The 18,356-nt window shown below is 61.0% G+C and carries 19 protein-coding genes, 1 tRNA gene and 1 pseudogene; 13 read left to right on the top strand and 8 right to left on the bottom strand.

The features are described 5' to 3' along the window. The first annotated feature begins 301 nt into the window (after nt 1–301). Complete coding sequence (gene chpT, locus NKJ32_RS08470) at nt 302–931, top strand: histidine phosphotransferase ChpT (RefSeq protein ID WP_023679558.1); 630 nt, start codon at nt 302–304, stop codon at nt 929–931. Nucleotides 932–1,169: 238 nt separating this feature from the next. Beyond that, the gene (locus NKJ32_RS08465; RefSeq protein WP_352757401.1) at nt 1,170–1,538 is read left to right on the top strand and encodes a response regulator; all 369 of its coding nucleotides are present in this window, start codon (nt 1,170–1,172) and stop codon (nt 1,536–1,538) included. A 104-nt stretch (nt 1,539–1,642) separates the two neighbouring features. Here the strand turns inward: NKJ32_RS08465 and ctrA are convergent, their stop codons facing one another. After that, the gene (gene ctrA, locus NKJ32_RS08460) at nt 1,643–2,338 is read right to left on the bottom strand and encodes a response regulator transcription factor CtrA (protein ID WP_006203583.1); all 696 of its coding nucleotides are present in this window, start codon (nt 2,336–2,338) and stop codon (nt 1,643–1,645) included. 451 nt (nt 2,339–2,789) lie between these two features. On the opposite strand from ctrA, the gene NKJ32_RS08455 reads away from it, so the two are divergent. Beyond that, complete coding sequence (locus NKJ32_RS08455) at nt 2,790–3,167, top strand: flagellar export protein FliJ (protein WP_023719275.1); 378 nt, start codon at nt 2,790–2,792, stop codon at nt 3,165–3,167. Between the two features lie 62 nt (nt 3,168–3,229). On the opposite strand, the gene NKJ32_RS08450 is transcribed toward NKJ32_RS08455, so the two are convergent. Next, on the bottom strand, nt 3,230–3,625 hold the full coding sequence (locus NKJ32_RS08450) for a winged helix-turn-helix transcriptional regulator (protein ID WP_352757400.1): 396 nt from the start codon (nt 3,623–3,625) through the stop codon (nt 3,230–3,232). A 93-nt stretch (nt 3,626–3,718) separates the two neighbouring features. Here NKJ32_RS08450 and NKJ32_RS08445 point away from each other — a divergent pair, with 93 nt between their 5' ends. Beyond that, on the top strand, nt 3,719–4,645 hold the full coding sequence (locus tag NKJ32_RS08445) for an NADP-dependent oxidoreductase (protein WP_352724889.1): 927 nt from the start codon (nt 3,719–3,721) through the stop codon (nt 4,643–4,645). Between the two features lie 57 nt (nt 4,646–4,702). Here NKJ32_RS08445 and sciP read toward each other — a convergent pair whose 3' ends face one another. After that, nucleotides 4,703–4,978, bottom strand: coding sequence for a CtrA inhibitor SciP (sciP, locus tag NKJ32_RS08440; RefSeq protein ID WP_023679563.1), 276 nt, complete (start codon nt 4,976–4,978; stop codon nt 4,703–4,705). Between the two features lie 261 nt (nt 4,979–5,239). Here sciP and mnmA point away from each other — a divergent pair, with 261 nt between their 5' ends. Next, nucleotides 5,240–6,430 (top strand): tRNA 2-thiouridine(34) synthase MnmA, encoded by a 1,191-nt coding sequence (mnmA, locus tag NKJ32_RS08435; RefSeq protein WP_023679564.1) that lies wholly within the window; start codon nt 5,240–5,242, stop codon nt 6,428–6,430. 13 nt (nt 6,431–6,443) lie between these two features. On the opposite strand, the gene NKJ32_RS08430 is transcribed toward mnmA, so the two are convergent. Continuing rightward, nucleotides 6,444–7,418 carry a Gfo/Idh/MocA family protein gene (locus NKJ32_RS08430; RefSeq protein WP_352452922.1) on the bottom strand — a complete coding sequence of 325 codons (975 nt, stop codon included), beginning with the start codon at nt 7,416–7,418 and terminating at the stop codon, nt 6,444–6,446. A gap of 236 nt (nt 7,419–7,654) precedes the next feature. Here NKJ32_RS08430 and NKJ32_RS08425 point away from each other — a divergent pair. After that, a tRNA-Met gene (locus tag NKJ32_RS08425) sits at nt 7,655–7,731 on the top strand. Here the strand turns inward: NKJ32_RS08425 and NKJ32_RS08420 are convergent. Continuing rightward, nucleotides 7,726–8,196, bottom strand: coding sequence for a hypothetical protein (locus NKJ32_RS08420; protein WP_352568056.1), 471 nt, complete (start codon nt 8,194–8,196; stop codon nt 7,726–7,728). The two genes, NKJ32_RS08425 and NKJ32_RS08420, sit on opposite strands and share 6 nt — an antisense overlap. Before the next feature lie 209 nt (nt 8,197–8,405). Here NKJ32_RS08420 and NKJ32_RS08415 point away from each other — a divergent pair, with 209 nt between their 5' ends. From NKJ32_RS08415 to NKJ32_RS08385, 7 genes are read left to right on the top strand one after another with little or no spacing between them, the layout of a single operon-like run. After that, on the top strand, nt 8,406–8,720 hold the full coding sequence (locus NKJ32_RS08415; RefSeq protein ID WP_023675522.1) for a helix-turn-helix domain-containing protein: 315 nt from the start codon (nt 8,406–8,408) through the stop codon (nt 8,718–8,720). Continuing rightward, nucleotides 8,717–10,738, top strand: coding sequence for a hydrogenase 4 subunit B (gene hyfB / locus NKJ32_RS08410; protein ID WP_502896717.1), 2,022 nt, complete (start codon nt 8,717–8,719; stop codon nt 10,736–10,738). Before NKJ32_RS08415 ends, hyfB begins: the two co-directional genes overlap by 4 nt. Further along, the gene (locus NKJ32_RS08405; RefSeq protein WP_352568057.1) at nt 10,729–11,685 is read left to right on the top strand and encodes a respiratory chain complex I subunit 1 family protein; all 957 of its coding nucleotides are present in this window, start codon (nt 10,729–10,731) and stop codon (nt 11,683–11,685) included. Before hyfB ends, NKJ32_RS08405 begins: the two co-directional genes overlap by 10 nt. Next, entirely contained in the window at nt 11,685–12,347 is a 663-nt protein-coding gene (locus tag NKJ32_RS08400) for a hydrogenase-4 component E (RefSeq protein WP_023675519.1), read from the top strand. Before NKJ32_RS08405 ends, NKJ32_RS08400 begins: the two co-directional genes overlap by 1 nt. Further along, entirely contained in the window at nt 12,344–13,795 is a 1,452-nt protein-coding gene (locus tag NKJ32_RS08395; RefSeq protein ID WP_023675518.1) for a hydrogenase 4 subunit F, read from the top strand. The genes NKJ32_RS08400 and NKJ32_RS08395 overlap by 4 nt, the downstream gene beginning before the upstream one ends. A gap of 18 nt (nt 13,796–13,813) precedes the next feature. Then, nucleotides 13,814–15,331, top strand: coding sequence for a hydrogenase large subunit (locus NKJ32_RS08390; protein WP_352827333.1), 1,518 nt, complete (start codon nt 13,814–13,816; stop codon nt 15,329–15,331). A 12-nt stretch (nt 15,332–15,343) separates the two neighbouring features. After that, a complete protein-coding gene (locus NKJ32_RS08385; RefSeq protein ID WP_023675516.1) occupies nt 15,344–15,883 on the top strand; it encodes an NADH-quinone oxidoreductase subunit B family protein in 540 nt (179 codons plus the stop codon). Here the strand turns inward: NKJ32_RS08385 and NKJ32_RS08380 are convergent, their stop codons facing one another. The 3 genes and pseudogenes from NKJ32_RS08380 to NKJ32_RS08370 form a co-directional block, all read right to left on the bottom strand. Further along, nucleotides 15,884–16,417: a hypothetical protein gene (locus tag NKJ32_RS08380; RefSeq protein ID WP_352787018.1), complete on the bottom strand. Its 534-nt coding sequence runs from the start codon at nt 16,415–16,417 to the stop codon at nt 15,884–15,886. It abuts the gene before it with no gap. Nucleotides 16,418–16,648: 231 nt separating this feature from the next. Beyond that, a pseudogene (locus tag NKJ32_RS08375) lies at nt 16,649–16,903 on the bottom strand (FAD-dependent oxidoreductase); the annotation flags it as partial. Between the two features lie 97 nt (nt 16,904–17,000). Continuing rightward, on the bottom strand, nt 17,001–18,332 hold the full coding sequence (locus NKJ32_RS08370; RefSeq protein ID WP_352568060.1) for a PQQ-dependent sugar dehydrogenase: 1,332 nt from the start codon (nt 18,330–18,332) through the stop codon (nt 17,001–17,003). Nucleotides 18,333–18,356: the final 24 nt, after the last annotated feature.

Below are 18,356 nucleotides of genomic sequence, written 5' to 3'. Positions count from 1 at the left end.
TCGCACCCGTACGGCTCTTTGGCGGCCGTTAAGGATGACTGTTAGGGGCAAACTATGCCGTAATCCTTTTTCAACCATTAAACTCCCACATGAAGATGGCGGTTCGAAGGCTGTTTCACATCGCCCGCGCAGCACCCTGCTGCGTGAACACGCCATTTTCGACAATCATGATTTCGGATTTGTTGCTGCACGCACAAGCGCTGTGTATTCAGAATGCTTGGGAGAGAGCGTGATTCGTGTGGACAGGCGTGATCATGATCGCCCGGTCATTGTGTTGTGAAATTTGCAGGGATTTTTGCCGATGGCCGAGCTTTTCACCCTTTCCGCACCCGATCTGGCAGCGCTGCTGTGCAGCCGGGTCTGCCACGACATCATTTCGCCGGTCGGCGCCATAAACAACGGGCTTGAGCTGCTCGACGAAGGCGGCGCCGACGAAGACGCCATGAAGCTGATCCGCCAAAGCGCCAAAAACGCCTCCGCCCGCCTGCAATTCGCCCGCATCGCCTTCGGCGCCGCCGGTTCCGCCGGCATGCTGATCGACACCGGGGACGCCGAGGCCGTGGCCATCGCCTTCCTGAAGAACGAGAAGCCGGAACTGATCTGGAACGGAACCCGCGCACTGTTGCCCAAGAACAAGGTCAAGCTGCTGCTCAATCTCATCCTCGTCGCTAACGCCGCCATTCCGCGCGGCGGCAGGCTGGTGGTCACGCTGGAGAACCTCGAGACCGAGCCGCGCTTTGCGCTCGCGGCGAGCGGCCCGATGCTCCGCGTGCCGCCCAAATTCCTGGAATTGCATTCCGGCCACAGGCCGGAAGAGCCGATCGACGCGCATTCGGTGCAGCCCTATTACACGCTGCTCCTGGCCCGCGAAGCCAACATGACGATTTCGATCCATGCGACCGCCGACGAGATCGTCCTTTCTGCAGTCTGAAGTTCTGCTAAGAGCCGGAAAAGTATTTTCTCCAAATCATATTTGCGGCGTCGTCTTAACATCTGTGAGACCGGCTTGCAGATTAATTGCGTGAAGCATTGCGAAAGAAGATTTCGCTTAAAACACCTTCAGGAAAATTTTACCTAACGGCTTTTCGGCTTCTTTACCAGATCGGCCTATGTTCCCCGGCAGATGCCACGACGCTGTCGGTTTGCCGCATGGCAAAGAGGGTCCGGGAATGAAACGCTGCATGTTCGTCGACAATTCGAGCGTCATCAGGAAGGTTGCAAGGCGTATCCTGGGCGGTTCCGGCATGATGGTGATCGAAGCCGCCAGCGGCCATGAGGCGATCGAGATGTGCGCGGTCGACATGCCTGATATCATCGTCGTCGACGGCGCCTTGCCGGACATGCAGGCGCAGGACCTCATCCGCCACGTGCGCGCCATGGAAAGCCCGGTAGTGCCGCAGGTTTTGATTTCGCTGGTCGAGGTCGACGTCGGGGCGATCATGCGGGCAAAGCGCGCCGGCGCCCAGGGCTACCTGCTGAAGCCGTTCAACCGGCCGCAACTGCTCGAGTGCTTCCGCGCCTTGAAGATTGCCGCCTGATCAGAGCCTGTTCAATCTCGATGAAATCGGGATGAGCTCTATCTTATTGTTTTACTGCGTTGTTTTCCGAAAAACGGCGCCCACTTTGGGATCATGCCCTCAGTTCAGGCGCTGACCCGGATATCTTCAGGCTCACGCAGCACATAGCCGCGGCCCCAGACGGTCTCGATGTAATTCTGCCCGCCAGACGCGGCGTCGAGCTTCTTGCGCAGCTTGCAGATGAAGACGTCGATGATCTTCAGCTCCGGCTCATCCATGCCGCCATAGAGATGGTTGAGGAACATTTCCTTGGTCAGCGTGGTGCCCTTGCGCAGCGAGAGCAGTTCCAGCATCTGATATTCCTTGCCGGTCAGATGGACGCGCTGGCCACCGACTTCAACGGTCTTTGCGTCGAGATTGACCACCAGGTCGCCGGTGGTGATGACCGACTGGGCATGGCCCTTGGAACGCCGCACGATGGCATGGATGCGGGCGACCAGTTCGTCCTTGTGGAAGGGCTTGGTCATGTAATCGTCGGCGCCGAAGCCGAGGCCGCGCACCTTGTCCTCGATGCCGGCCATGCCGGAGAGGATGAGGATCGGCGTCTTCACCTTGGAAAGGCGGAGTGTTCTCAACACTTCGTAGCCCGACATGTCGGGGAGATTGAGGTCGAGGAGAATGATGTCGTAATCATAAAGCTTGCCTAGATCGACACCCTCTTCACCAAGGTCGGTCGTATAGACATTGAAACTTTCTGATTTCAGCATCAGCTCGATGCTTTGTGCGGTTGCACTGTCGTCTTCTATCAGCAGAACGCGCATTTCATTCCCCTTTTCTGCTGCCGGACCATTTCACGACCCGTCCAGGACCGGAGCAGTGATTGCCCTGAGCAGAGGCTGCCATCGAATGGTTAATAAAACCTAATTCCCCGTCCGTGACGGTATCAGATTTTTTAACCCCTTTCTACACCTTGTTGAATCCAATAACGAATCACAGACCCAAACCGTTAATGCGGCACATTAATAAGCCAGACTAAGTGACTCTTCGGACTCGTTGGCCAGGTTTCGCGATGAGAAGCAGAATTTTTACCCGCCCTTAAGTCCTGAGCCGTATGATTAACAATGCCCGTAAACGAATGGTTACCGCCGGCAAAAAACTTTAGGAGTTTGTTTCCCATAGTTCGGGGAAAGCCGGTGGAAACGGGTCAGGCCTGGGCCTTGCCGGGTGAATTGGACGATATGTGCAGGTGTGCGTTTCCGGGAGTACCGAATCATGAAGTCACGTGAAAACCTCGTTCGGCTGAAGCAATTTCAGGTGAGCGAGAAGCGGCGGCAGCTGCTGCAGCTCGACATGATGATCGCCGAATTCGAGCGCATGGCCGTCGAGCTGGAACTTCAGATCGCTGCCGAAGAGAAGAAGGCCGGCATCACCGACATCAATCACTTTGCTTATCCGACCTTCGCCAAGGCGGCACGCCTGCGCCGCGACAACCTCAGGAATTCGCAAAGCGACCTCGCCCAGCAGCGAAATGTCGCCGAATCATTGCTGAGCGAAGCCGAAGCCGAGCTTTCCAAGGCCGAGATGCTGGAATCGCGGGACACCAAGGCGCGCGACACGGAAGCCGGCGGCCGCAGCGCCATGATCGGCTGAAAACAAGACTTTAACGCGCGTCGCGCTTGCGCGCTATTGCTGCGCACCGAACTGTGCCCGCCTCAGGCATCCAGATCTTCTTGCTGTTCCGCCGCCCGTGCGCGCGCATTTTTGATGTCGGGCACATGCTGCTCCGACCAGGCTCTGATCTGATTGAGCAGTCCTGCCAGGTTCTGGCCAAGTTCGGTCAGCTCATATTCGACACGCGGCGGAATGACCGGGAAAACCTCGCGCCGCACAAGCCCGTCGCGTTCCAGGATACGCAGCGTCTGCGTCAGCATTTTCGGCGTGATGCCTTCGAGCTTGCGCGCCAATTCGCCGTTGCGGAGCCGGCCCCGGCGCAGCGCACAGATCACCAGGTGGACCCATTTGCTGGCGAGCGTCTCGAGCACGGCGTGTGACGGGCACGACCGCCGAAAGGCGTCATAGCCGAAAGGGGAAACATCTTCACTATCCATGAGGTGCGTATATATCAAAAAGGTACATACTAGACAAGAGAATGTAACTATCCAAATGATAGTGGTACATCAAAACCAGCAGGAGAGCCTTCCATGCGTGCCATTATCCAGAATTCCTTCGGCGGACCCGACGTCCTCGTCATTGCCGATCGCCCCGCGCCATCACCCGAGGCCGGCGAAGTGCTCGTCCGCATCGAGGCGGCCGGCATCAATCCGGTCGATGGTGCGGTGCGCGGCGGCCACTATCCGCTGCTCGGCGAGCCGCCTTTTGTCCTTGGCTGGGACGTTTCGGGAGTTGTCGAGGCGCTGGGCTCCGGCGTCTCCGGCCTCAAGGTCGGCGATGCCGTGTTCGGCATGACGCGCTTTCCCAAACAGGCGGCAGCCTACGCCGAACTCGCCGCTGTCCCGGCTGATGAGCTTGCGCCGAAACCTGAAGGCATAGATCACGCGCAAGCCGCCGCGCTGCCGCTGGCCGGCCTGACGGCCTGGCAAGGCCTTGTCCCCCATGGCCGGCTCGATTCTGGCAAGCGCGTGCTGATCCACGCCGGAGCCGGCGGCGTCGGCCATCTGGCGGTGCAGATCGCCAAGGCGCACGACGCTTACGTCGTCGCGACCGCCAGCCCGGAAAAGCTCGATTTCGTCCGCTCGCTCGGCGCCGACGAGGTGATCGACTACACAAGGGATGATTTCACCGGGAAGGCCCGCGACATCGATCTGGTTCTGGACCCGTTCGGCGGCGTGCATGCGGAGCAATCACTGAAAGTGCTCACGGCCGGCGGCGTTCTGGTGTCGCTGCTCGATGTCAGCGATGCCACCAAGGCAAAGGCCACGACGCGAGGCATCCGCGTCGAGCGCATGTCCGTAGTGCCCGACCGTGCCGCTCTGGTGGAGCTCGGCAAATTGATCGACGCGAAAAAGCTGGCCGTCCACGTGGCAAAGGCGTTTCCGCTCGAACAGGCCGGTGCCGCCCATGCCTTTCTCGCCACCAGGCCGATCGGCAAGGTGGTGCTGACGGTCTGAAATTGCAGATCGTCGCCCCTCGCAAACGTAAGGGCGCTGATCAGCGCCCTTATCGGCCTAATGCCGGTATTGCTGGATGCGCGTGGTGCGCAGGCCGGCAAGGCCGTATTCGTCGATCGACGCTTGCCAGGACAGGAATTCCTCGGTGGTGAGCTTGTAGCGCTGGCATGCCTCTTCGAGGCTCAAAAGCCCGCCACGCACCGCCGCCACCACTTCCGCCTTGCGCCGGATAACCCAGCGACGTGTGTTTGTCGGCGGCAGATCGGCGATGGTAAGTGGGCTGCCGTCTGGCCCGATAACATATTTGACTCGCGGTCTAATTAGATCGGTCATCGTACTCTCTACAAAAAACTCAAAGACCCAATCCCCACCACATTACCGCCACAGCTTTAAAATTTGCCTAAGCAGACCCTAATGGTTAGGTAAGGATCATGAACGCGGCGTTAGCCTTTTCATCGGCATTTGAAACATCTGCCGGCAAGCGCATTGAACCCGGCAGGAAAAATGAGCCGGTCCGGCAAAGCTGGCGCAGCCGAGACGCTTGACCTATATTCCGGCCATTGGCATTGAAGCGCCGCGCAGAACGAAAGAACCATGAACAGCCTCGATCTTCCCGGACGCCCCGAAAACACCCGCGTCGTCGTCGCCATGTCGGGCGGTGTCGATTCGTCGGTCGTTGCCGGCCTCCTGAAGCGCGAGGGCTACGACGTCGTCGGCGTCACGCTGCAGCTTTATGACCACGGCGCGGCGACGCACCGGGCCGGCTCATGCTGCGCCGGCCAGGACATCGACGATGCCCGCCGCGTCTCCGAGACGCTCGGCATCCCGCATTACGTCCTCGATTACGAGGAGCGCTTCCGCAAGGCGGTGATCGACCCGTTCGCCGAGAGCTATGTCGCCGGCGAAACGCCGATCCCTTGCGTTTCCTGCAATCAGACGGTGAAATTCGCCGACCTTCTTGCGACCGCCAAGGAACTCGGCGCCGACGCGCTGGCGACCGGCCACTACATCCGTTCCGGCGCCAATGGCGCCCACCGCGCGCTTTACCGGCCGGTCGACGCCGACCGCGACCAGAGCTACTTCCTGTTCGCCACCACCCAGGCGCAGATCGACTATCTGCGTTTTCCGCTCGGCGGCCTGTCGAAGCCTGAGGTTCGCGCCATCGCCGAGGAGATGGGACTGACGGTTGCGGCCAAGCAGGACAGCCAGGACATCTGCTTCGTGCCGCAGGGCAAATATTCCGACATCATCGCCAAGCTGAAGCCGGCTGCCGCCAATCCGGGCGACATCGTCCATATAGACGGGCGCGTGCTTGGCCGCCACGAGGGCATTTTGCGCTACACCGTCGGTCAGCGCCGCGGCATCGGCATCGCCTCGGGCGAGCCGCTCTACGTCGTTCATCTCGACGCCGACCGGGCCCGCGTCGTCGTCGGCCCGCGCGAGGCGCTGGAGACCCACAAGATCTTCTTGCGCAACATGAACTGGCTGGGCGATGGCCCGCTGACCGCTATCCCGGCGGCCGGGCTTGAGCTTTTCGCCAAGGTGCGCTCGACGCGGCCGCCGCGCCCGGCCGTGCTGCATCACCGCGCCGGTGTCACTTCGGTGGAACTGGTCGACGGCGAATCCGGCATCGCGCCCGGTCAGGCTTGCGTGCTCTATTCCGACGATGGCAACGAGGCGCGCGTGTTCGGCGGCGGCTTCATCGAGCGCTCCGAGCGCGGCGCCGAGGCCGAGGCGATGCTGACGCGGCTTGCCGTCCAGCCGGCGCGGGTTCCCGCCGAATAGACGGCGTTTTCTTTTAGGGCCTTGTATGGGCGGGCCTTGTATGGGCGACGGTGCCGGCGGTCAGGATGCGCAGCACGCGGATGGCCTCCTCGCCGCTGGTGCGCGGTTCGGCCCGCGTCTCGATGCAGTGGATGAAATGCTCCAGCTCGCGCGTCAGCGGCATGCCCTCACCGACCGCGACATAGGACGGCTCGTTGGCGGTGAACGCCCATTGGCCGCTGTCCTGCCACACCGCGTGGCGATAGACGGCAAGCTTGCGCTCCCACGGCTCGACATCGTCGAACACCGCCATCGCCTTGGTGCCGACAACGGTCAGCCGCCGTTCGCGGTAAGGGTTGAGCCGCGAGGCGAACAGATGGCCGCGCAGGCCGTTGGGAAAGCGCATGTGCAGATGCGCAAAGTCGCTGAGATTGTCGAGAAGAGCAGCGCCTTCGCCGCGCACTTCGACCGGTTCGGTGCCGGTGATGGCCAGGATCATCGACAGATCGTGCGGCGCCAGATCCCATAGCGCGTCGTTTTCGGTGTGGAACTTGCCGAGGCCGAGCCGATGCGAATGGATGTAGCGGACTTCGCCGAGTTCGCCATTGTCGATCAGCGCCTTCAGCGTCTCGAAGGCGGGATGAAAGCGCAGCACGTGGCCGACCATGAAGACACGGCCATTATCGGCGGCCGCCTGCACCGAGCGTTCGGCATCGGCCACCGTCAGCGCGATCGGCTTCTCCACCAGCACGTCCTTGCCGCCGAGCACGGCGCGCACCGCCATGTCGGCATGGAACTGCGGCGGCAGCGCCATGACAATGGCGTCGACATCGTCGCGGGCAAACAGCGCCTCCGGCTCTATCGCCAGGCAATCCTGCTCGCTGGCAAAACCCTCCGCACGCGCGGGGTTGACGTCCGAAACCGCATGCAGCGCGCCGAGCGCCTTTAGGGTGCGGATGTGGTTGCTGCCCCAGTATCCGCAACCGAGGACTGCAATGCGCGGTTTCATCAATTCATGACCATGGCTTTCGTGGCCGAGACATAGCGACGTGCCTCGCTGAACTCAACCCCGGCCTGTGCGCCCAAATGTCTGCCCGGCAAAGCTTTAGGCGCCAGCAATATGCCGGCGCGGCAGCCACTTCGATGCTTGACAGGCTTGGCCTCGCAACCTTATATCCGCGCGACCTTGGCGAACGCGCCGATATGCCTGCCGATTTAAGCTGGATTTCGGGCCTTCGCCGCCTTGGCGGGGTAGCTCAGTTGGTTAGAGCACGGGAATCATAATCCTGGGGTCGGGGGTTCAAGTCCCTCTCCCGCTACCAAATTCCAAGAAAAATCAGATACATAGAGATGTACGGTGCCAGTCGTCTCATGTAGCGGGTCGCGCGATTTTGCAATTTTGACACCCGGTTTTGCAGCAGGGCGCTTCTCTCAAGACAGGGCGATCCGATAGCTGCGAGGGCCATGACGTTTCGGTGCTCTAGATTGCACTCCCGTACAAGCCTCGAGACAACATCCCATCGCAGCGGTGGCTCTCCTACGCTTTCTTCAGAAATTCCGTCCGCAGAACCAGATTGCCTTTGTGCATTCAGCCCGTTGAGGAGATCGGCGAGTTCCTCGGGATCGTGCTGGTTCATTCCAACGATGGTTCGGCTGCCCATCTCGGCGGGCCGCCCGGTACGAGCATCATTGACGGTCCAGGTGCCGGTCGGATCCTGAAAAGGCCTGTAGCCCGCGGCGGCTCCAATCGAGTGGCCGGCCGAGATAAGGCCCATCGCCGGCGCCATCACGCGCAATCCGAGACGGCTGGCGACAAGACTGGCAGTGACGGGAACGGCCGCATGGCTTTGGTTCGAGGCGCAGGGCGTATCGCCCGGTTTTCTACAGCCTCAAGACAGATGCGCCACGCATCACTAATTGAATGCGCCGCATTTTAATATATGCTGCAAGACGTAGAGATAATATCTCAAAGCTGATCAAAAAGGGGGATGCGACCGTGATAACTGCTCCACAGTTGCGTGCCGCGAGGGCGCTCCTTGGCATCGACCAGCGCAGGCTTGCCGAATTGTCCGGTCTTTCCGTGCCGACAATTCAACGCATGGAAGCCAGCGAGTCGATTATTCGGGGTAACGTCGATTCTCTCATGAAGCTGATCGGGGCACTTGACCTCGCCGGCGTGGAATTGATCGCTGAAGGCGCCTCCAGCCAAATCGGCGGGCGCGGCGTGCGACTGAAAGCGGATTTTGACCCCGCCAAAATCCTTGGCGGGGTCGATACGGATGCCAAACTCCCCGTGAGGAGCGTGGCGTGATTTCGGGGGCCGCGGTCCTCCTGTGGGGCGTCGCTGCGCTCCTGGGGACTGCGGTGCTTGCGATTGCGGAAAGCCGCAGATCCGACTCGGGAACACGCCTGATCTACGGCTTGACGCTAGGTATATCGGCGGCCGTGCTCATGGTTCTCGCGAGCCGCATCGCCGACAATCCCGTCACCCCGTCGACTGTGGTGTTGCCTCTTGGATTGCCATGGATTGGCGCTCATTTCCGTTTGGATGCGCTCTCGACTTTCTTCCTCATCGTCGTCAACTTCGGCGGCTCCATGGCCAGCCTTTATGGCCTCGGCTACGGCAGGCATGAGTCTGCGCCGCATCGGGTGCTGCCGTTCTTCCCGGCTTTCCTAGCCGGAATGAACCTTGTCGTGGTGGCCGACGACGCCTTCACTTTCCTGCTTTCTTGGGAATTCATGTCGCTCGCCTCCTGGGCGCTCGTCATGGCGCACCATCGCGAGCAGGACAATGCGCGGGCGGGCTACATCTATCTCGTGATGGCGAGCTTCGGCACACTCGCGCTGCTGCTTGCGTTCGGCCTGCTCGCCGGATCCGATGGAACCTACACATTCGACGCGATGCGAGCCGCCGACCCGACCCCGTTCGCCGCTGCTTTCGTCCTGGTTCTCATGCTGCTGGGCGCCGGCTCCAAGGCTGGACTCGTCCCGCTTCACGTTTGGCTGCCACTCGCTCATCCGGCCGCGCCAAGCCACGTCTCGGCTCTCATGAGCGGCGTGATGACCAAGGTCGCAGTCTATGGCTTCATACGCGTTATTTTCGATCTGCTCGGTGAGCCGGCATGGTGGTCGGGCGTTGCCGTGCTTTTCCTTGGCGGCCTGACGGCGGTTCTCGGCATCCTCTACGCGCTGATGGAAAAGGACCTGAAGCGACTGCTTGCCTATAGCACCATTGAAAACATCGGCGTCATCTTCGTAAGCCTTGGTCTCGCGCTCGCTTTCAAGGCGAACGCCATGCCATCGGCTGCAGCGCTGGCCCTCACCGCCGCGCTGTTCCACGTCCTCAACCATTCCTTTTTCAAGAGCCTGCTGTTTTTCGGCGCGGGCGCCGTTCTGACGGCAACCGGAGAGCGGGATATGGAGAAGCTGGGCGGTCTCATCCACCGCATGCCCTTTACAAGTTTTGCCTTTCTCGTCGGTTGCGTCGCGATCTCGGCACTTCCACCCTTCAACGGCTTCGTCTCCGAATGGCTGGCCTTTCAGGCCATATTGCAGAGCCCCGATCTGCCACAATGGGGACTGAAGGTCATGGTGCCCGCCGTTGGCGGTCTGCTGGCGCTGTCAGCGGCACTGGCCGCGGCCTGCTTTGTAAAGGCGTTCGGGATTACATTCCTCGGCCGGCCACGCTCGGCCGCGGTGGAACTGGCGCATGAGGTCGACCGCTACTCGCTGGCGGCATTGTTCATTCTCGCTGCCCTTTGTCTCCTGGCCGGCATTCTGCCCGGTCTTGTGATAGACGGCCTCTCATCGGTGACACTGCCACTGATCGGCAGTCGGATGCCTGTGCAGATGGCCCAGCCCTGGCTGTCTATCGTGCCGATTGCAGCGAGCCGCAGTTCCTACAACGGCCTGTTGGTGTTCCTGTTCATCGCCTTTTCCGCATCCGCTGCGGCATATGTGATCCATCGCTTTGCATCACATGCACTCCGTCGGGGTCCCGCCTGGGGTTGTGGCTTCCCGGATGTGGTCCCGAGCTCGCAGTACACGGCCGTCAGCTTCGCGCAGCCTATCCGCCGCGTCTTCGGCACGTTCGTATTCCGTGCAAGGGAAACCGTCGAAATGCCGGCACCTGGCGAGACCGGTCCGGCTCGTCTGAATGTCGAAATGCATGATGTGATCTGGGAGACGCTGTACCTGCCTATCGGCCGGGCCCTCGACTTTGCGACCGACCACCTCAACCATCTGCAGTTCCTGACGATCAGGCGCTACCTGACCCTCGTCTTTCTCTTTCTCATTGTCCTGCTCCTGGTGCTCGCACTATGGCCGTGATTCTCGAGTTGGCCGTTCAAGGCGCGCAGATGGCGCTGGTGCTTTTGCTGGCGCCGCTCCTGACCGGATTCGTGCGCAAGGTGAAGGCACGGCTCTTGCGCCGCCAGGGTCCTTCCCTGATCCAACCTTACCGCGATCTCTTGCGGCTGATGCGCAAGGAAGTCGTTCTGGCGGACAACGCATCCTGGCTGTTTCGCGTGACGCCCTATCTGATCTTTGCCACCACCTGGGTCGGCGCGGCGCTCATCCCGACATTCGCCGCCGGCCTTACATTCAGTTGGACCGCCGATCTCATAGCCATTGTCGCACTGCTGGGAAGCGCCCGGTTCTTCCTGGCGCTGGCAGGCATGGACGTCGGCACGAGCTTCGGCGGCATCGGCTCGAGCCGCGAGGTGATGATCGCTTCGCTGGCCGAACCCGCCATGCTGCTCATCGTGTTCAGCCTGGCGCTCGTCGCGGGTGCTACGCAACTCTCAACGGTCGCCGCCTTCATGGGGTCACCGGAGGTTGGCTTGCGGGTGTCGCTCGGGATGTCGCTCATCGCCCTCGTGATGGTGGCGATCGCCGAAAACGCCCGCATACCCGTGGACAACCCATCGACCCATCTGGAACTCACCATGGTTCATGAGGCGATGGTGCTGGAATATTCCGGTCGCCATCTGGCGATGATCGAGTTTGCCGCCTTCCTCAAGCTTCTGCTCTATGTGTCGCTGATTTCCTGCGTCTTCCTACCTTGGGGCCTGGCGAGCGCCGGGGCAGGACTGGAATCCCTTGCTCCGGGTGTCGTCGCCTATTTTGGCAAGCTTGCCGTATGTGGCGTTCTCCTCGCCGTGTTTGAGACTGCCATCGCCAAGATGCGCGTCTTCCGCGTCCCGGATTTCCTCGGGGCAGCGCTGATGCTGGCCCTGCTTGGCACGCTCCTGCTGTTCGTCTCGCGGAGCCTCTGATGAACGGCCTCACCTTCGACATCGCTCACCTGCTCGCCGGCGGCCTAGTGCTGGTCAGTTTCATGATGCTGTATCAGGATCGCCTCTTTGCTCTGATCAACGTTTTTGCGCTTCATGCAATCGTGCTGGCCCTGTCCGTAGCTTGGCAGGCATACATTCAGGACGCGCATCATCTCTACGTCACGGCGGCGATCGCCCTCGTCTTCAAGGCGATCGTCATTCCTGTCGGGCTTCATCGCATCATTCAGCGGCTCGGCATCCATCGTGACGTCGAGACCGCCGTCGGCATCGGTACGACGATGCTTGCGGGGATAGGCCTGGTGACCCTGTCCATGGTCCTGATGCTGCGCGTCACTCCCGAGGCTGATCCCCTCGCCCGCGAGGACCTGGCTTTCGCGCTGTCCATCATTTTGCTGGGGCTGCTGGTGATGGTCACCCGCCGCAACGCCGTCAGCCAAGTTGTCGGATTCATGTCGCTCGAGAACGGTCTGGTCCTCGCCGCCACGGGGGCCAAGGGCATGCCTCTGGTCGTCGAGATCAGTGTCGCCTTCTCGATCCTTATCGCCTTCATCGTCATCGGAGTCTTCCTGTTCCGCATCCGCGAGAGGTTCGACTCGGTGGATGTCGGCGCGCTCGACGACTACAGGGGAGAACACCGTTGACCGCGTTTTCCCTCGATGCGGTGGCCGCCATTTTGCTGATACCGGTCTTCGCGGCCGCACTTCTGGCGGCGCTGCCGAAATACCGGATATCGGCGGGCGTCAATGTCGCTGCGAGCTTGCTGACCTTGCTCGCCGCCCTGTCGCTTCTTGTCACCGACCGCCCGCAGCCTGGGCAGTATCTGCTCGTCGACGATCTCAATATCGTCTTCATCGTGCTCAACACATTCGTCGGCTTCACCACCAGCGTCTTCAGCGCTTCCTACATTGCCCACGAACTGGAGAGCGGGCGGCTGACAGTCCCGAACTTGCGGTTTTATCACGCAATGTACCAGGTCATGATGTTCGGCATGAACCTGGCGTTCGTGTCGAACAATATTGGCTTGATGTGGGTGGCGGTGGAGCTTGCCACACTGACCACCGTGCTCATGGTCGGCATCTACCGCACGCACGAAGCGCTGGAGGCAGCCTGGAAATATTTCATTCTGGGCAGCGTCGGCATCGCGCTCGCACTGTTCGGCACCATCCTCGTCTACATGGCTGCACAGCCGGTTGTTGGCGAGGGGACCAATGCGATGGTCTGGACGGTGCTCATCGCTCACGCCGCGCGCTTCGATCCGGCTCTGCTCAATGTCGCCTTCATCTTTCTGCTGCTCGGCTACGGGACAAAGGTCGGCCTTGCGCCCTTACATGCCTGGCTGCCAGACGCGCATGCTGAGGGTCCAACGCCGATTTCCGCAGTGCTGTCGGGCTTGCTGTTAAACGTCGCGCTCTATGCCGTGCTGCGCTTCAAGCTATTGCTCGCGGCAAGCCCGGAAGCGATCGCACCTGGGCCATTGATGATCACGATGGGACTGACGTCGCTTGTCTTCGCGGCCTTCATGCTCTACCGCCGCCGCGACATCAAACGCCTGTTCGCGTACTCCTCGATCGAGCACATGGGCATCATCGTGTTCGCCTTCGGCATAGGAGGCCCGCTCGCCAATTTTGCCGGGCTGCTGCACATGGTCATGCACAGCCTGACCAAGTCGGCGATCTTTTTCACGGTCGGCCACATTGCCCAGGTCAAGGGGACACAGAACATCGCCGAAATCCGGGGACTGACGGAAACACATCCTGCCCTTGGCTGGGCGCTCGTCATCGGCGTCGTTGCCATTGCCGGCCTCCCTCCGCTCGGTATCTTCATGAGCGAATTCCTGGTCGTGAGTTCGACATTTGCAAGACACCCTCTTTTGGCGATGCCGTTGGTTTTCGGGATTCTGCTCGCTTTCGGCGCCCTGCTGCTTCGACTGACCGGCGTCGCTTTCGGCGAACCGCGCGGCAGCACTGCACCCGCCGAGGCGTCCTACATTCCGATGTATTCCCACTTGGCGTTGGTGTTTGCCGCCGGCATCTATCTGCCGCCACCGCTGGTCACATGGTTCCAGCACGTCGCAAGTATCCTGGGGTGAGCAGAGGAGAGAAAGAGCATGCCCGGGCTGATCGACCTCATCCTTGCTGGCCAACGTGTCGAAAATCATTTCCCGTGGTCGCGCGCCGTGGTGACTCCGAAAAAATGGGGCTTTGCCGTCGAGCAACTGGCCGAGGGCCACTGGAGCTTGCTCGGCCTATGGGGTGAGCCAGGCGCCGTCCACATGGCACTTCTCGATGAAAGCGCCGGGGACATTGGCGTCGTCAGCCTGGAATGCCCCAGTGGCCGCTACCCATCGGTCGGCCGGCTGCATCCGCCCGCATTGCGCCTGGAACGTGCGGCCGCTGACCTGTTCGGGCTCCTACCACAAGGTGCGCCTGATACACGACAGTGGCTTGATCATGGCCACTGGGGTGTCAGCTATCCGTTGAGTACCCGCGTCCGGACGTCTGCTGCGACTGCCTTCCCGTACAGTTTCCTGCCTGCAGAGGGGGAGAGCCTGCATCAGATCCCGGTCGGGCCCGTGCATGCCGGCATCATCGAGCCGGGCCATTTCCGGTTCACGGCGAGCGGTGAAACGGTCGTCCGGCTGGAGCAGCGCCTCGGATACGCGCACAAAGGTATAGAAGGCCTGATGGCGGGGTCCGACATCGACCGTGCGGCCAAATTGGCGGGCAGAACCTCTGGCGACAGTACCGTGGCATACTCCCTCGCTTTTGCCCGCGCGGTCGAGGCGGCGCTGGGTGTCCAGGTTCCCCCACGCGCGGTCTGGCTGCGAGCGCTCATGGCCGAGTTGGAGCGCCTGGCCAATCATCTGGGCGACATCGGCGCTATCTGCAATGATGCCGCCTTCGCGCTCATGCATGCCCACTGTGGGGTGCTGCGTGAGCGCGTATTGCGGGCAAGCGATGCTGCCTTCGGTCATCGTTTGATGCGCGACTGCATCGTGCCCGGAGGCGTGGCAAGCTTCCTGAGCGATGAGGGCACGACAGCGCTCAGGTCCCTGATCGCAGAGATCAGGCAGCGGTTTCCCGCGCTGGTCGAGCTCTACGACAACACGGCGTCGCTGCAGGATCGGACTGTCGCGACTGGCCGGCTGAAGGTGGAACTCGCTCGTCAATATCGCGCCGGAGGCTACGTTGGCCGGGCCTCCGGTCGGGACTTCGATGCCCGACGCAATCTCGCTTATCCACCCTATGGCGAACTCGCCTTCGATGTACCTCTCCTCCAGGAAGGCGATGTGAACGCCCGTGTATGGATTCGTATCCACGAGGTCGAACAGAGCCTGTCCCTGATCGAACAAGTCCTGCGACAACTGCCAGACGGGCCGATCCGCGTCTATTTCGCGCAGACAAACCGATCGCATGAAGGCATGGCGCTCGTCGAAGGTTTCCGCGGCGACATTCTGGCCTGGCTGCGCATTGGCAAGGGCGGCTTGGTCGAGCGCTGTCACCTCCGTGATCCGTCATGGTTTCAATGGCCGCTCCTTGAAGCGGCGATCGAAGGAAACATCGTTGCCGACTTTCCGCTGTGCAACAAATCGTTCAACTGCTCTTATTCGGGCCATGATCTCTGAAGGCACGCTGTCATGCGCAAGCTTCTTTTTGAAAGCCTGATACGCCCCCCTCTCACCGAGCGTCCGCCGTTGGCAAGCAGCACGGCAGTCGACGAACTCGCACGCGCGCTCGATGGGGCTGCTCACAAACGATTGGGGCGAAGCCTGTCGATCCGGGCGGTCGATGCCGGTTCCTGCAACGGCTGCGAACTTGAGATGCACGCGCTGAACAACGCCTTCTATGACATCGAGCGTTTTGGGATCCGGTTCGTCGCATCACCGCGCCATGCCGATGTACTGCTCGTCACCGGGCCGGTCACAAAAAACATGCGCGAGGCATTGAAGCTGACCTACGACGCAACACCCAACCCAAAATGGGTGGTCGCACTGGGAGATTGCGCAGGCAATGGCGGCTGTTTCGCCGGCAGCTATGCGGTGGTGCGCGGAGTGTCCGAGGCCTTGCCTGTCGATCTGCACATTCCAGGTTGTCCGCCGCCGCCAATCGAAATTCTGAAAGGCCTGCTCGCCTTGCTTGAGGGCGTGAATTCCAAGACTGGTGCTGCCCGAAGGTGACTATGTAGAGGCTTTGCCAAGGTTGGCCTTGTCGCTGCATAGATCCAACCAATGCGTAGCCGTGAGTTTAAGGGCATCAGCCAACCTCTGTCCCAAAACTGGAAGGCGCTCGGCGGCGAGAACGGCTAAAACGCCTGCTTTTTCGCCGGCAGCCCAGCGCTTTCGATCGAAGGGGAACCCGTTCCCTAGTCCGAAATGGTTACTTGCGCTGCAGCTAATGTAGTTACAATCTTGTGCAGTCGGAAGCTGCATGGGCCGGCCAGGCGCGAATACCGCCTTCGCCGGCGTCTCAAAGCAGCCGACCACACGTTTGCGGTGCTCTAAGGGGGAATCAATGAGATTGACGATTGTTTGCGCGGCAATTGTGATGGCCGTATCCACCGCCGCCGTTGCGCACGAGAAAAAGAGAGTGGTCAGTACAGAAGTAACGTCGGCCTGCGCCGACCTGTCGGGCAGCACGATCAAGAAAAACAGGGAAACAAAATTGGATAGCAGTTCAACCGGAACTGTCTCCAACGCGATTTCGAAAGACAAATCGGAGCCGCGCCTGGGATATGAAACGGTCAATCCTGCAATCATATCGATCTATTAGCTGAGGAAATAGCAGGCAGGTCTATCGGCGCTCAGGCTTCGGGAGCAGGGCATGGACCGACTCGCGGCCATTGCCTACGGAACATATTCAAGATCGATCAAGTCGGACGCCGCCGCGAAATCAGCCGTTAATCGCTTGGTGGCGGCGCTCGGCCTCATTGCGCATGCCTGCGCTCAATGTTTGATGCGGTCACGCATTGCGTACCAAAGCATGCCGAGCACATAGAGCGGGCCGCGCAGCGCCGTGCCGCCGGGGAACGGCAGCGGGCTTAGGGTCGAAAACAGATCGAGCCGCGAAGCATCACCGGTGATCGCCTCAGCGAGCAGCTTGCCCGACAGCGTCGACAGGATCACCCCCTTGCCCGAATAGCCATGCGCAAAATAGACGTCGCCATAGCGACCGACATGCGGCAGGCGCGATGTCGTCACCTGGCATTTGCATCGAAATCGCAGCCGAATGCAGCCATATCGGGCGTGGCGCTGTAGCCGAAGGCTGTGAGGTCGGAATCAGAAAGGCCACCTGCGCTCAACGGCCATTCGCTCGGCGGACCCGCCAGATGACATTACCGACGTCGTCGGCGACGAGCAGTGCGCCAGTCTGATCGATAGCGACGCCGACCGGCCGGCCCATCGCCTCGCCATTACGCCCGATGAAGCCAGTGAGCACATCTTCCGGAGGACCGCTCGGTTTGCCACCATGGAACGGCACGAAGATGACCTTGTAGCCGCTGTGCACGCTTCTATTCCACGAGCCGTGCTGGCCGACGAAGGCGCCGTTGCCGTAGGCCGAACCGAGCCGCGCGCCTTTGGAGAAGGTCAGTCCCAGCGAGGCGGTATGAGAGCCCAGGGCGTAATCGGGCTTGATCGCTGCCGCCACGAGATCGGGGCGCTGCGGCTTGGCACGTTCGTCGACGTTCTGTCCGTAGTAGCTGTAGGGCCAGCCGTAGAAAGCGCCGTCACGAACCGAGGTCATGTAATCCGGCACAAGGTCGTCGCCGATCTCGTCACGCTCGTTCACGGCGACCCAAAGCTGGCCAGTCTCAGGATTCCAGGAGAGCCCGTTCGGGTTGCGCAGGCCCGAGGCGAAGACCCGAGTGCGGCGGGTAGACCGATCCACTTCAAGGACAGCAGCGCGGTTCTTCTCCGCGGCTATGCCGTTTTCTCCAACGTTGCTGTTGGAACCAACGGTGACATAGAGCTTGCGTCCATCCGGAGTTGCGATCACGTCCTTGGTCCAATGATGGTTGAGGTCCCCGGCCGGCAAGTCGATGATCTTTTCCGGCGACGTGCTGACTCGGGTCTGGCCATTGGAGTAGGGGAAAGCGACGAGCGCGTCGGTATTCGCGACAAAGAGTTTGCCTTTGGACAGCGTCATGCCGAAGGGCGAATTGAGGCCTTCCGCGAACGTCGTGCGCACATCCGCAATGCCGTCGCCATCGGTGTCGCGCAGGAGCGTGATGCGGTTGGCGCTTTTGGTCGCGGCGCCAGCCCGCTTCATAGCTAGGTCCATGAAGACCTTTCTAAGACTGAAGCCTTCGTCATGCTTGGCAGGGGCATTGGTTTCAGCAACCAGCACATCGCCGTTCGGAAGCACATGTAGCCAGCGCGGATGGTCGAGGCCGGTGGCGAAGGCGTTCACTGTCAGCCCCTTCGCCGGGGTCGGCATACCTTCTTTCTGCCAGCCTTTCGCCTCGGCGATGTTAACAGTCGGGATCAGCGTCGGTCTTGGTTTCGGTAAAGTGGGGTTGGGGCCATAGCCGGATATTGCCCCGGTTTTTTGCGCCGGAATGCCAGCGCAGCTTGCCATGACGGTGCCCAACACCGCTACGAGTACGCTTCCTGGGAAGCCGGCATGCATCGGACGTCCTCCGCATGGATTTGT

The organism is Mesorhizobium sp. M0159, from assembly GCF_040322295.1.
Taxonomy (GTDB): Bacteria; Pseudomonadota; Alphaproteobacteria; order Rhizobiales; family Rhizobiaceae; genus Mesorhizobium.
The sequence above is the reverse complement of the archived record's forward strand: the minus strand, read 5'-3'. Positions and strand labels throughout refer to the sequence as shown.

Excerpts from the sequence above, each read along its gene's own strand:
- ctrA (WP_006203583.1), bottom strand. The coding sequence starts at position 2,338 with ATGCGCGTTCTGCTGATAGAAGACGACAGTGCAACCGCACAAAGCATC.
- NKJ32_RS08430 (WP_352452922.1), bottom strand. The coding sequence starts at position 7,418 with ATGAAACCGCGCATTGCAGTCCTCGGTTGCGGATACTGGGGCAGCAAC.
- sciP (WP_023679563.1), bottom strand. The coding sequence starts at position 4,978 with ATGACCGATCTAATTAGACCGCGAGTCAAATATGTTATCGGGCCAGAC.
- NKJ32_RS08370 (WP_352568060.1), bottom strand. The coding sequence starts at position 18,332 with ATGCATGCCGGCTTCCCAGGAAGCGTACTCGTAGCGGTGTTGGGCACC.
- NKJ32_RS08445 (WP_352724889.1), top strand. The coding sequence starts at position 3,719 with ATGCGTGCCATTATCCAGAATTCCTTCGGCGGACCCGACGTCCTCGTC.
- NKJ32_RS08390 (WP_352827333.1), top strand. The coding sequence starts at position 13,814 with ATGCCCGGGCTGATCGACCTCATCCTTGCTGGCCAACGTGTCGAAAAT.
- NKJ32_RS08385 (WP_023675516.1), top strand. The coding sequence starts at position 15,344 with ATGCGCAAGCTTCTTTTTGAAAGCCTGATACGCCCCCCTCTCACCGAG.
- NKJ32_RS08420 (WP_352568056.1), bottom strand. The coding sequence starts at position 8,196 with ATGGCGCCGGCGATGGGCCTTATCTCGGCCGGCCACTCGATTGGAGCC.
- NKJ32_RS08450 (WP_352757400.1), bottom strand. The coding sequence starts at position 3,625 with ATGGATAGTGAAGATGTTTCCCCTTTCGGCTATGACGCCTTTCGGCGG.
- mnmA (WP_023679564.1), top strand. The coding sequence starts at position 5,240 with ATGAACAGCCTCGATCTTCCCGGACGCCCCGAAAACACCCGCGTCGTC.
- chpT (WP_023679558.1), top strand. The coding sequence starts at position 302 with ATGGCCGAGCTTTTCACCCTTTCCGCACCCGATCTGGCAGCGCTGCTG.
- NKJ32_RS08455 (WP_023719275.1), top strand. The coding sequence starts at position 2,790 with ATGAAGTCACGTGAAAACCTCGTTCGGCTGAAGCAATTTCAGGTGAGC.
- NKJ32_RS08465 (WP_352757401.1), top strand. The coding sequence starts at position 1,170 with ATGAAACGCTGCATGTTCGTCGACAATTCGAGCGTCATCAGGAAGGTT.
- NKJ32_RS08400 (WP_023675519.1), top strand. The coding sequence starts at position 11,685 with ATGAACGGCCTCACCTTCGACATCGCTCACCTGCTCGCCGGCGGCCTA.
- NKJ32_RS08405 (WP_352568057.1), top strand. The coding sequence starts at position 10,729 with ATGGCCGTGATTCTCGAGTTGGCCGTTCAAGGCGCGCAGATGGCGCTG.